Origin of the sequence: Aquabacterium sp. (assembly GCF_016234775.1) — a bacterium.
In the GTDB taxonomy this organism is placed as follows: Bacteria; Pseudomonadota; Gammaproteobacteria; order Burkholderiales; family Burkholderiaceae_C; genus Aquabacterium.
On the sequence record NZ_JACRAH010000001.1, the window covers coordinates 173,248 to 187,142 of the forward strand.

The following is a 13,895-nucleotide window of genomic DNA, read 5'->3' on the forward strand; positions in this document are numbered from 1 at the left end:
ATCCGTGAAATCCGTCACGAATCACATGGTTCAAGTGTGACGGACTCCTCTGAAACCGGGGGAGACCGAGGGCGTTAGCGCAACGGTGCTGGCTATACACTCCAGGTGTCAAATTCCGCCTGAAAGAGTGCCACATGCCCGTTCTTGCCATGTCTGCCGGTAAGGTCACTGCCATCTGGGGTAGTGCCTATGTCCGTTCGCCTGACGGCACCATGCGTGCGCTGCAGGTGGGTGACAAAGTGGCCGGTGGCGAGCGCATCATCACCGACGATAACGGCCTGGTTCAGATCTCGCCGATCAAGGGCCCTGCGTTACTGGTCAAGGCCGCGCCGGTGGCCGTCGACAAAGCCATTGCCGGCATCGAGTCACAAGATCCTGATCAGGCGCCTGCTGCTGGTTTGGCCGGTGGTGCCGATGGTGGCATGCAACCCGGTTTGCGTGTGGACCGCGTGGTCGAAACAGTTGGCCAGCTTTCATTTGATTTTGGTGCGGCAGACCGTGTGGTGGCCGTGCCGTTGGCATCCAGCAACGTGAAGAACGGTGTGGTGTTGCCGCCGCAGGTTGCGCCACAAATCAGCATCAACAACGTGACCGTCAATGAAGGCTCGCCAACGGCTGTTTTCACGGTCACGCTGGACAAGCCATCGAGCAATGTGGTGACGGTGTCGTTCGCCACGGAAGACGGCTCTGCCAGGGCGACGAGTGACTTCACGGCGATCACAGGCACGGTGACGTTTCAGCCAGGCGAGACTTCGCAGACGATTGCCGTCCCATTGATCAACGACGCCATCTACGAGGGGCGCGAGCAGTTCACGGTCAAGCTTTCAAGCGCCACCAACGCCTCGATTTTGACTGACACGGGCACCGGCGCGATCCTGGACGACGGGCAGGGCTCGAAGCCCGCTGACGTGACAGCCGATGATGATCGTCCTCGCGTGTTGAGCGTGAGTGATGCCAGCGTCATTGAAGGCCCTGAGCGGAATCTGGAGTTTGTGGTCAAGCTCAGTCATGCCAGCATGACGGACACCATTGTCCGGCTGGATCTGAGCGGTGGTGACGCGCATCCCGCAGCCCCGGGTGTCGATACCGGCGACATGGCGGTGTACCTGGGCAATGGCCCTTTGCCTCTGACGATTCAGCACGACGATCAAGGGCACGCCTATGTGGTCGTACGAGCCTTGACGCCCGTGGATGGCGGCATTGTCGTGCGGGTACCAATCGTGGATGACGCGCTGCCAGAGTACACGGAGTCCCTCAAGTTGCAGGCCGCGGTGGCGCCCGATACCAGTGGTGCACCAGTCGGTGATGTGCACACCGGCCAGGCCACTGTGATCGATAACGACCAGCCCTACATGCTGGTGCAAAGCGGCGAGTCAACGGTGGAGGGCGGCTTTGTTGTCTTTGATGTCACGCTGACCCATGCCGCAGCAGGACCGGTAACCGTGAGCTTGGCGCTGGCTTCGGGGGCGGACGACGCGTCCACGCCGGAAAATGAGTCTGCTACCTTGGGCCAGGATACCGGCACACAGTTGGAGGTGCTCACGGCCGATGGCCAGTGGGTGCCCTTGAATACTGACGGACAGGTCACGTTTGAACAAGGCCAGACCTTGATCCAGGTGCGCGTCGCAACCGTTGATGACCAGGCCCCGGAAGACATCGAGTTCATCAAGTTGCAGGCGGCCGTGATCAGCGGCGAGACCTTGAATCAGACGCATGCCAACCAGACGGCGATCACCGATAACGATCAGCCCTACATGCTGGTGCAAAGCGGTGAACCAGCAGTGGAGGGGGCGCCCGTTGTTTTTGACGTGACCTTGACCCATGCCGCGGCCGGTCCGGTGACGGTGAAGCTGGACCTGGCATCGGGCGTGGATGACATCACCACGCCCGAAAATGAATCGGCTACGTTGGGTCTGGACACGGGTACCACGCTGGAAGTGCTCAACGCCAACGGGCAGTGGGATCCGGTCGGCGCTGACGGCCTGGTGAACTTCGAACAAGGCCAGACTTTGATCCAGGTGCGCGTGGCCACGGTCGACGACAAGATCGCCGAAGACATCGAGTTCATCAAGCTGCAAGCCACGGTCGTCAGCGGCGACACGCTGAACCAGACCCACGCCAACCAGACCGCCATCACGGACAACGATGTGATTCCTGGTGTGTTGGAGCCCATCCATGCTCAAGTGTCGGCGATGGATACCAACTTGATGATCGTGCTGGACACCTCCGGCAGCATGGACTCTGCCAGTGGCATCAGTGGCTTGACGCGCCTGCAGGCCGCCATCCAGGCCATTGACAATCTGATCGACCGCTATGACCAGTATGGGGATGTTGCGGTGCGCCTTGTCGCCTTCGCATCTGAGGCGCATGCCCAGGGCGATGCCTGGCTGAGCGCTCAGCAGGCCAAAGATGTGCTGTCGTCCTTGCAGGTGGGGGGCTCCACCAATTTCGACTATGCACTGGCCGCAGCGCAACAGGCCTTTCACACCAGTGCGGGCAAGCTGGCCAACGCACAGAACGTGGCTTACCTGTTGTCCGACGCCAATCCGACCTTGTCCTCGGCCAATCCCACACCCGGCGTCAATGGGCAAAGCGGCAATCTGACAGAGCCCAGAAAGGGCGATGGCATCGATGCGGCAGAAGAGGCCAGCTGGGTTCAGTTCCTCAACGCCAACCAGATCAAGAGCTATGCCATTGGCATGGGTACCCAGGTCAGCAAGACGTATCTGGATCCCATAGCCTATGACGGGCATGCCAGTAGCAACACGGATGGCGTGGTGGTGAGCCATTTCAGCCAGCTGGAAGGCGTGCTGGCCGGTACCACGCATGATTTTGTCGAAGGCAACCTGTCCGCACACGGCTCGATCGGTCTGCCTGGCGGTGACTTCCAGCACGTGGCCAGTATCACGGTGGACGGGGTGCTACATGACTACAACCCCGCGCAAACGGTGCTGACTTTGACCACTGCATTGGGTGGCGAGTTGACCATGGACATGCAGACCGGCCATTACAGCTACGCGGCGCCAACCGTGCTTGTGAGTGGTCTGGCGCTGGAGTCGTTCGCTTTCAGCTTGCTGACCACGCAAGGTGAGTTGGCATCGTCCACGCTGGACGTGCACATCGATCACACGCAGGTGCAGGTGGGCTCCGACGCTGCTGCTGATGCCTTGACGGGTGGTGCGACCGCGGATCTGATCATGGGCCGCGATGGCGCCGACGTGGTGTCGGCCGATGGCGGCAACGACCTGATCTACGGCAACGGTGGCAACGACGAGTTGCACGGCGGTGCTGGTGACGATCATCTGATCGGTGGGCAAGGCAGTGATGTGATGTTTGGTGATGCCGGCTCTGACGTTTTTGTCTGGCGTTTCAGCGACCATGGCCTGTCCGCTTCTGATGCCGATCGGGCTGTCGACATCGTCAAGGACTTTGACGTGACGCCAGCTGCGGATCAGGGCGACGTGCTTGACCTGAGGGACCTGCTGCAAGGAGAGAACACCCTGGGTGGAACGGGCAATCTGGATCATTACCTGAGCATCGACACGGGCGGTGCTGACACGGTCATCCACGTTGCGCCAACGGGGGACTTCGCAGGTGGCCATCCTGCCAGTGGCACGGAAACGCAAAGCATCGTGCTGGAGGGCGTCAACCTTCGCACGGACATGGGGCTGGATGCAGCGGCAACCAGTCAGCAGGTCATCGCCAGGATGCTGGAGCAGGGCAAGTTGCTCGTCGATCACGCCTGATCTGGCGTCCCATACGTAATTATGGGTTGCATGATCGTATTTGCGTTTGCGTCCTAAATTCCAGATGAACCCCCTTTGAACGAGGGGGGTATGTGGGGCGTTATGCGTCTCACTGTCGGCCGTTAAAAGACCCCCACTTGTTAAGCTACAAGTAATTACAAGTGGGTGAAAAAATGCCGATTCTCGCGATTTCTTCTGGGACTGTGACAGCTGTTTGGGGTAGCGCTTTTCTGCGCAAGCCCAATGGTTCTCTCAAGCCTTTGAACGTGGGGGACAAGGTCGGCCACGGTGCGCAAATCCTCACCACGATGGATGGCATCGTTCAGATTTCACCCGCCAAGGGGGCGCCCATTCTGGTGAGGGTGCCTGCGGATGCGGACAAGGTCATCGCCGGCATTGAAGCGCGTGACGCAGAACTGGTGCCTGGAGCGGGGCTGACAGGCGGCCCCGATGGCGGGCTGCAACCGGGATTGCGCGTTGATCGCGTGAAGGAGTCGGTCGGACAACTCGAGTTCGAGTTTGGTACGGAGCGTGTGCCACCTGCGACGCCCATTCCGTTCTCGTCGCCCAAACAGGTTTACTTTCTGGCGACGAAGATCACAGTGGACGACGGACCTTTGGTCGACAGCGTGAGCAGCCCGACCATTGCCGAGGGGGGTAATCTGGATTTCCAGATCAAGTTGACGCGTCCGGTTGAAAGCGAGACACCGATTGCGCTCAAGTTGGGGAATGGGACCGCTTCATCAGGTGTCGATACCGGCAAGCCTTTGGTGTCGTTCGATGGCGGCAAGAGCTTTACGGCCATTGCCGTCAGCGCTGATGGCTCTGCCACGGTCACGGTCCCCGCAGGGACCTCTGCGGACCAGATCGTGGTGCGCGTGCCGACTCTGCCGGACAGCCTTTCCGAGCTTGACGAGACGTTCAAGGTCCAGGTCTCCACGCCGGGGCAGGGTGCGCCTGCTGTAGGTACCGGAACCATCATCGACGCAACAGGCCAGGCGACCTTGAGCATCAGTGGGCCTGCCAACGTCAATGAGGCAGCGGGGACGGTGACCTATACCGTGACGTTGAGCAACCCGGTTGCGAGCCCCGTTACTGTCAACTTCTCTACCAGCGATGGTTTGGCGCTGGCTGGCAAAGACTACGATGCCACCAGTGGCGTATTGACGTTCGAGCCTAACCAGACGACCAAGACCATTGTCATACCCTTGCGAAATGACTCGACCTACGAGGGGGCTGAGTCGTTTGGTGTGACCATCAGCAAGGCTGTTGGCGCGGTGATCACGGTGGATCGGGTCACCACGACCATTCACGACGACGGCACCGGCAGCGTGCCCAATGGCGGTACCCCTGATGACGACCGCCCCGGCGTGGGCAGCGTGAGTAGCCCGACGATTGCCGAAGGCGGCAACCTGGACTTCCAGGTCACGCTGACACATCCGAGCACGACGCCCACGCCGATTACGCTCAAGCTGGGCAATGGCGCCACGCCAGGCACTGCCACGCCCGGCAGCGACACCGGTAGCCCACAAGTCTCGTTCGATGGCGGCAAGACCTTCAACCCGATCACGGTGGATGCCGAAGGCAACGCCACCATCACGGTGCCTGCCAACACACCGGCCGACCAGATCGTGGTGCGCGTGCCCACGCTGCCAGACAACCTCTCTGAGGTGGCCGAGACCTTCAAGGTTACGGCCAGCACACCGATCAACAGCGTGCCTGTTGAAGGCACGGGCACGATCATCGACGCAACCGGCTTGCCTACACTGAGCATCAGCGGCCCAGCCGATGTCAATGAAGCCGCTGGCACCATCACCTACACAGTGACGCTGAGCAACCCGAGCAGCAGCCCGGTCACGGTCAACTACGGCACGGTAGATGGCTCGGCGCAGTTGGGCAAGGACTTCGCAGCCACGGCTGGCACCTTGACCTTTGCGCCCAACGAGGTCAGCAAAACCATCACGGTGGCGATCACCAACGACGGCACCTACGAAGGCACTGAATCGTTCAAGGTGCAACTGAGCAACCCGGTGGGCGCGGCGATCACCGCCGACCAGGTCACCACAACCATCCACGACGACGGCACAGGTAGTCTGCCCAACGGCGGCACTCCCGATGACGACCGCCCCGGCGTGGGCAGCGTCAGCAGCCCGACGGTCGGTGAAGGCGGCAACCTGGACTTCCAGGTGACGCTGACGCACCCGAGCACGACGCCCACGCCGATTACGCTCAAGCTGGGCAATGGCACCACGCCAGGCACAGCCACGCCCGGTACCGACACCGGCGCCCCGCAAGTCTCGTTCGACGGTGGCAAGACCTTCAACCCGATCACGGTGGACGCCCAAGGCAACGCCACCATCACGGTGCCGGCGAACACGCCGGCTGACCAGATCGTGGTGCGCGTGCCCACGCTGCCGGACAACATCTCTGAACTGGCCGAGACCTTCAAGGTCACGGCCAGCACACCGATCAACAGTGCGCCTGTTGAAGGCACGGGCACGATCACCGACGCAACCGGCTTGCCCACACTGAGCATCAGCGGCCCATCCGATGTGAATGAAGCCGCCGGTACGATCACCTACACGGTGACGCTGAGCAACCCGAGCAGCAGCCCGGTCACGGTCAACTACGGCACCATCAACGGCACAGCCGAGCTGGGCAAGGACTTCGCAGCCACGGCTGGCACCTTGACCTTCGCACCCAACGAGGTCAGCAAGACCATCACGGTGGCGATCACCAACGACGGCACCTACGAAGGCGCCGAATCGTTCACGGTGCAACTGAGCAACGAAGTTGGTGCCGCGATCACCACGGCATCCCAGACCACGACGATCCACGACGACGGCACCGGCAGCTTGCCCAATGGCGGTACGCCCGATGACGACCGCCCCGTGATCGTCGTCAGTAACGCCAGCACCACGGAAGGCACCGCTGCCGTCTTCACCGTGAACCTGGGCCATCCAAGCAGCGCCATCCAGCCTTTGCAATTGACACTGCAGAACGGCACGGCCGAACTGGGCAGCGATTACACGTCTGCCATGGAGGTGTCGTTTGACAACGGGCAGACCTGGCAGTCGGCCGCTTCTGGCACAGCCAACGTGCCCGTGGGCAAAGACAGTTTGCTGGTACGCGTTCCCACGGTCGATGACGCCACGGCAGAGCCATCGGAAGCGTTCACCCTGAACGTCAGCAGCGCCGTCGCGGCCAATGGCAATGGCACAGGTATGGCCACCATCACGGATAACGACGCGCCTCCGACGCTCGACCTGGACGGCAACAACTCGTCCGGCGCTTCGGATCCCGGCTTCAAAGCGGTCTACGTTGAAAACGGTACAGGCGTTCGCGCGGTCGACGGTGACGTCGTGATCACGGATGTCGACAGCGCGCAACTCACTGGTGCCACGATCAAGCTCTCCAACCCGCAAGCCGGTGACGTGCTGGCGTTGGCTGAAAACCTGCCAGCAGGCATCACGGCCACTGTCAACGGCGCGGCCATCGTGCTGGCGGGTGTGGCCAGCCTGGCCGATTACCAGACAGCGCTGCACGCCATCGCCTTCAGTTCGACCTCGGACAATCCATCGACATTGGCCCGTACGGTCGACATCACCGTTACCGACGGCACAAGCAACAGCAATGTGGCCACCAGTGTGATCACGGTTCAGGCGGTCAACGATGCGCCGGCCGTTAGTTCGGCAACCGTGAGCCTGTCTGAAGAAGGTCTGGCAGGCGGTGTCAAGGACCTCATCGGCAACCCCGACACAACAGACGCCACGACGGTCAGCGGCAAGATCGTCATCACGGATCCGGACTCCAGCAACTTCTCGGTCAGCCTGGGTGCGCCCACCGCACCTGTCTTCACCGCCAACGGCACGCAGATCAACTGGGTCAGCGACGGGCTGGGTGGCCTCATTGGCAAGGCCGGTACGGCGGCCAATGCCGCGAACGTGGTGACAGCCACCATCGACAACACGGGGCAGTACAAGGTCACACTTTTGTCTTCGCTCAAGCACGCGGTACAGGGCGAAGACAGCCTGGGCATGAACTTTACGGTGAAGGTCAGTGACGGTGTGGCAACCACCAATTCGACCTTGACGGTCAACCTGGAAGATGACGCACCCAGTGCACCAGCGAACCAGAGCAACACGCTCAGTGTCCAGGACAGCAACCTCCTGTTCGTGCTCGACATCTCTGGCAGCATGAACGATCCGAGTGGCATCGGCACCCTGACGCGCTTGCAGGCAGCCGTGCAATCCATGCAGAAGTTGCTGGACAAGTACGACGACCTGGGTACCGTGGCGGTGCGCCTGGTCACGTTCTCCAATACCGCTCAGACTGTCGGTAGTTCGTGGTTGACGGTGGCCGATGCGAAGGCTAGTCTGGCCACCATCACGGCCACGGGTGGCACCAACTACGACATCGCCCTGAGCACGGCACAAACAGCCTTTGCCACTGCCGCCGGCAAGATCACGGGCGCACAGAACGTGGCCTATTTCTTCTCGGACGGTAACCCGACGCTCTCCAGTGCCAACCCGACGGCCAACGTCAACGGGCAAGACGGCAGCGCCACACAACCCAATCTGGGCGATGGCATTGACGCCACCGAAGAAAGCAGCTGGAGCACCTTCCTCAACAACAACCAGATCAACGCTTTTGCCATCGGCCTGGGCAGCGGTGTGGCCCAGACCTACCTCAACCCGATTGCCTACAACGGCCAGTTCGCGCTGAATCAGGACGGTATCGTCGTGAGCAATCTGAACCAGCTTGACAGCACGCTGTCGGGCACGGTGACAGGTTCGGTCAGTGGCCAGATCTTTGCATCTGGAAATGTGGGCGGCGCAGCATTGGGTGCAGATGGTGGGCACCTGGCATCGATCACCCTGGGCGGCACGGTCTACACCTATGACGCGGCTCATCCGACCTTGTCGGTGACCACACCGTTGGGCAGCCCCTTCACCCTGGACTGGCTGACAGGCAACTACACCTACAAGGCCCCCGATAACCTGATCAACAGCCAGAGCGAGACCATTGGCTACAGCATGGTGGACGGCGACGGAGACATCGTCGGCGCCTCACTGCAACTTAACCTGGTGCTGAACGCACCGGTGGCTGGTGCGCCCACGCTGACCGCGACCAAGGCACATGTGTCGGAAGAAGGTCTGGTGGCGGGCAACAAGGACACCACAGGCGTCAAACCTGATGCCGACACAACGGACAGCACCTTGGGCACCGGCCAGATCACCGTGACCACTACCGGTGGTGCCACCGTGTCCGGCCTGGTGTTGACTGCGCCAAGCGCCAGCATCGTCACCGCATCGGGCAAGACGGTGGTCTGGAGCAGTGACAACGCGGGTGGCCTCATCGGCAAGGACGGTACTGGCGCGAGTGCGGCAACTGTCGCGACCATCTCTGTGACCAAATCCGGCGACTACACCTTCACGCTGCTGCAAGCCCTGGCTCATTCGGAGGCGGGCGAAGACGTCAGGGACATCAGCTTTGGTGTCAAGGTACTGGACTCCACCGGCAAGGTGGGCCTGGGCCAACTCGTTGTCAGCGTGGAAGATGACGCTCCGGTGAGCGGCCCGACCATTGTCGAGAGCCTCAATACCCTCGATACCAACCTGATGATCGTACTGGACAACTCGGCCAGCATGAGCAATGCCAGTGGTATTCCTGGCCTGACTCGACTCGACGCTGCGGTTCAATCCATCCAGAAGCTGCTCGACAAATACGACGACCTGGGTGGCGTGTCCGTGCGCCTGGTAACCTTCAACACCAACGCTCAGACCCAGGGTGCGAACTGGTTGAGCGTGGCGCAAGCCAAGGCCTTGCTGGCCACGATCACAGCAGATGGCGGCACCAACTACGACTACGCGCTGACCCAGGCACAGGCGGCCTTCAATTCAGGTACAGGCAAGATTGCGGGTGCACAGAATGTGTCCTACTTCTTCTCTGACGGTGACCCGACCTTGTCGAGCACCAATCCGACACCTGGTCTTCTCCAGAACGGTAGCCTGGCCCAGCCCAATCTGGGGGATGGCATCGACACCACGGAAGAGGGCGCCTGGCAGACATTCCTCAACAACAACCAGATCAAGAGCTATGCGATTGGCCTGGGAACGGGTGTGACGGCACCGTACCTCCATCCTGTTGCTTATGACGGGCAAGCCAGTGAGAACCTCAATGGCACGGTGGTCACGAGCCTGGATCAGCTCGACACGGCCTTGTCGAGCACCTATGGCGAGACCATCTCCGGCAACCTGGTGACCAGTGGCAAGGCCACTGCGCCGATGGGTGCAGATGGCTTTGGTCATGTCGATAGCGTCACCGTCGATGGGGTGACCTATCGCTACAACGCAGCCAATCCTTCGCTTGCGGTGCACACAGTCCTGGGGGGAGAGCTCAAGGTCGACATGAGCACGGGCGCTTACACCTATGGCGCACCAGGTCAGTTGTCTGGCCCGGTCACTGAGAACGTGACCTTTGCTTTGACAGACAAGGACGGTGACACAGCTTCCTCGACCTTGACGATCAACCTTGATCACACCCTGGTTCTGGTAGGCACGGCACAGGCGGACACCCACGGTGCTTCACAACTGACGGAGTTCATGATGGGGCGTGATGGCAACGATGCCCTGACGGGCAGCGATGCATCCGATCGTTTGTATGGCAACGGGGGCAACGATGTGCTCAACGGCAGCAAGGGCGATGACGTGATCAACGGAGGTGACGGCAACGACACGCTCTCTGGTGGCGACGGCGCTGACGCGCTTGCTGGCGGCCCAGGCAGTGATGTCCTGACGGGTGGCGCTGGCGCAGACGTCTTCGTCTGGCACTTTGCCGATCCTGGTACCTCGGCGGCTTCCCGTGCGGTGGACACCATCAAGGACTTCAGCCTGGCCGATGGTGACAAGCTGGATCTGCGTGACCTGCTGCAAGGTGAGCATACAGGCAACTTGCAGAACTACCTGGAGTTCGACACCTCGACCGCAAACACCATCATCAAGGTCAGCCCAGCCGGTGCTTTCTTGTTAGGTTTTGCCACGAATGCAGCGGAGACCGAGCGCATCGTGCTGGAAAACGTCAACGTGCGCACAGGCTTTGGGTTGAGCAACCTGGCCAGCGATCAGGATGTCATCAACAAGATGCTGACCCAGGGCAAGCTGCTGGTCGATCAGGTATGAGTTTGATCCGTCAAGGCAAAAGGCCCGCGTGTTGAGCGCGGGCCTTTTTACTGCGGACGACGCACAGCAGACTTCAGACAGCCTTACTTCTTGAACTTCGGTTGGGGAACCGTTTTGAGATCAGAGGGCAGGGTGCTGATGTAGTTGGACAGCAACTTGAGCTCTGCCAGTGTGAACAGCTTGGCCTGGGGGCTCATGATCTGGTTGTCTCGACCAATGGTTGAATTGCCCGTGGTCTGGTAGGCCTTGAGCGAGACGTACAAGTAGTCCGCATGCTGACCTGCCAGTTTCGGCATTGTGGGCGAAGACGGCTTGTTCAGCCCTTCGCCGTGGCAGGACGCGCAGTTGCCCTTGCTCAGCAAGGCTTGGACCTCGGCGCTGGGGGCGCCACCTTTGCCGGGGCGTTGTGGTGTGTCCTTGCCATTGGCTTCGTAGAAGGCCGCGATGTCTGCAATGTCCTGATCGGACAATGGCGCCGCAATGCCCTTCATCGTGGGGTGCTTGCGCTCCCCCTTGCGATAGGCATTCAGCGCCGCGACGAGGTAGGCTGCATTCTGCCCGGATATCATGGGTACCTTGTGCACCTCCGGGAAGCTGGCTTGGTAGCCAATGATGCCGTGGCACCCGATGCACATGGCCACCTTGGACTTGGCCGCTGCCGCATCGCCGGGTTTGGTGTCTTGGGCCATGGCCCCGGAAGCGATGAGACCTGCGAAAGTGAGCAGGCCAAGATGCTGAATGATTTTGTTGGGCTGTGTTTTCATGTGTCAGGCGGGGGAAAATAACCGGCAAGTGGAAAAACACGAGACTGCACCCCATTATTAAGGGGGCGCCTATACTGGAACACAGTAACAACCCGGTTGAGTTAGCGCATGAAATTCCAAGGTACTGATCAATATGTCGCCACAGATGACCTGAAACTGGCCGTCAATGCAGCTTTGAAGCTACAGCGCCCCTTGCTTGTCAAGGGTGAACCGGGTACAGGCAAGACGATGTTGGCCGAACAGGTGTCGGAAGCGCTGGGCATGCCGCTGCTGCAATGGCACATCAAATCGACCACCAAGGCGCAGCAGGGGTTGTATGAGTACGACGCTGTCAGCCGACTGCGTGACAGTCAACTGGGTGACGAAAAAGTGCGCGACATCCACAACTACATCGTCAAGGGTGTGTTGTGGCAGGCCTTCGATGCTGATCAGCCTGTTGCCTTGCTGATCGACGAAATCGACAAGGCTGATATCGAGTTCCCCAACGACCTCCTGCGCGAAATCGACCGCATGGAGTTCTACGTCTATGAGACTCGCCAGCTCATCAAGGCCAAGAATCGCCCGCTGGTCATCATCACGTCCAACAATGAAAAGGACCTGCCGGACGCCTTCCTGCGCCGCTGTTTCTTCCATTACATCCGCTTCCCGGATGCGGCCGTGATGAAGCAGATTGTGGAAGTGCACTTCCCTCATATCAAGCAGGATCTGCTGGCAGCAGCCATGCGGCACTTCTACGAGGTGCGCAACCTGCCGGGCCTGAAGAAGAAGCCCAGCACCTCCGAGCTGATCGACTGGCTCAAGCTGTTGGTGGCGGAGGACATTCCGGTGGAAGCGTTGCAAAGCAAGGACGACAAGGTCAGCGTGCCGCCTCTGGTGGGTGCCTTGCTCAAGAACGAGCAGGACCTCAGCCTGTTCGAAAAACTGGTCTACATGGCCCGCAACAACCGCTGATTTCAACGTCTGGCATCAAGCCTGGCGGCTGCGGTTCACGCGATCGGCCGCCAGCACAACCCGGTTGCGGCCCTCGGCCTTGGCCTGGTAGAGCGCCTCGTCGGCGCGTTTGAGCAAGGCCTGCAAGGTCTCGCCTGGTTCGGCTGCGCAGGCCAGGCCGGTGCTGATGCTCACGGCGATGTGCTCGTCGCCCCAAGGGATGTTGATCTGGCAGACCGCTTCGCGCAGGCGTTCGGCCGCTTGCACGGCGCCGTCATGCAGGGTGTGGGGTAGCAGGATGCAGAATTCTTCGCCGCCGTACCGCGCCACGCGGTCTACCTCGCGGGCCTTGGCTTGCAGCGTACGAGACACCGCGCACAACACGGCGTCGCCTGCTGCGTGGCCCAGGCGGTCATTGATGCGCTTGAAATGGTCTATATCGACCAGCAGAACCGTATAAGGATCACCAAAGCGTTGCAGACGCTGGTCTTCACGGTCGAGCAGGTATTCGATGGCGCGGCGGTTGAGCAGTCCGGTCAGGGCGTCGTGGTGCGACAAGTGCTCCAGCCGACGAACCAGGCGCATCACCACGATGTAGCCCAATACGAAACTCGCCAGGATCGACATGGACACGCTGGCGAACACGAAGATGAACTCCGACACGGCGCTCGACCAGTCCAGCCACGGCCAATGGATGGAGGGCGTCATGCCGGTGAGGGCCACCATGGCAAATGCCGTCACCGCCACAGTCAGCATGCCCGAGTGCATCCAGGCGGTGACCACATTGAATTCGGTGCGCAGCGGCTTGAACGTTTCCCTGGCCGTCCGGCCCAGCACCAGGCACAGGGCCAGACTGCTGATCACCACACCAGCCGTGTGCCATCCCAGGCGCAGACACACCGTGACGTTGATGACCGCGATACCGACGGCCACGACGGTGTGCATCACATCGGTCAGGCGCAGTTTCAGGAAGAATTGCAGGCCACGTCGCAGCGAGGTGGCCCCCAGCACCACCAGGGATCCAGCCAGGGCGATGCGAATCGTTTCGCTGCCGAACTCCGGCAACAGCGGCAAGGCCAGCGCCACGCCATTGGCCAGACTGGCCAGCAACCAGTGGCGCGCCGCCTTGCGTGACAGCCCCAGCCACGAGCCCGCCACCCACCACATTGTCGTCGTCAGACAATGCGTGAGCAGGATAAAGGCCAACAACAAATGGCGGGCTTCCATGTTTACTGCGTGCTCGTGTACCAGTTACAAAACAAAAGTCCTGCAAG

General features: G+C 60.8%; 5 protein-coding genes. 3 read left to right on the forward strand and 2 right to left on the reverse strand.

Annotation, left to right across the window (positions count from 1 at the left end; translation table 11 throughout):
- Nucleotides 1-134 precede the first annotated feature (134 nt).
- Together HY836_RS00810 and HY836_RS00815 are read left to right on the forward strand one after the other, a co-directional pair.
- Complete coding sequence (locus HY836_RS00810) at nucleotides 135-3,746, forward strand: Calx-beta domain-containing protein (RefSeq protein WP_290672452.1); 3,612 nt, start codon at nucleotides 135-137, stop codon at nucleotides 3,744-3,746.
- Between the two features lie 203 nt (nucleotides 3,747-3,949).
- Entirely contained in the window at nucleotides 3,950-10,927 is a 6,978-nt protein-coding gene (locus HY836_RS00815; protein ID WP_290672456.1) for a Calx-beta domain-containing protein, read from the forward strand.
- Nucleotides 10,928-11,010: 83 nt separating this feature from the next.
- On the opposite strand, the gene HY836_RS00820 is transcribed toward HY836_RS00815, so the two are convergent.
- Nucleotides 11,011-11,616, reverse strand: a complete 606-nt coding sequence (locus tag HY836_RS00820) for a c-type cytochrome (RefSeq protein ID WP_290672459.1) — start codon at nucleotides 11,614-11,616, stop codon at nucleotides 11,011-11,013.
- A gap of 183 nt (nucleotides 11,617-11,799) precedes the next feature.
- On the opposite strand from HY836_RS00820, the gene HY836_RS00825 reads away from it, so the two are divergent.
- Complete coding sequence (locus tag HY836_RS00825; RefSeq protein WP_290672462.1) at nucleotides 11,800-12,642, forward strand: MoxR family ATPase; 843 nt, start codon at nucleotides 11,800-11,802, stop codon at nucleotides 12,640-12,642.
- Between the two features lie 15 nt (nucleotides 12,643-12,657).
- Here the strand turns inward: HY836_RS00825 and HY836_RS00830 are convergent, their stop codons facing one another.
- Complete coding sequence (locus tag HY836_RS00830) at nucleotides 12,658-13,848, reverse strand: diguanylate cyclase (RefSeq protein WP_290672465.1); 1,191 nt, start codon at nucleotides 13,846-13,848, stop codon at nucleotides 12,658-12,660.
- Nucleotides 13,849-13,895: the final 47 nt, after the last annotated feature.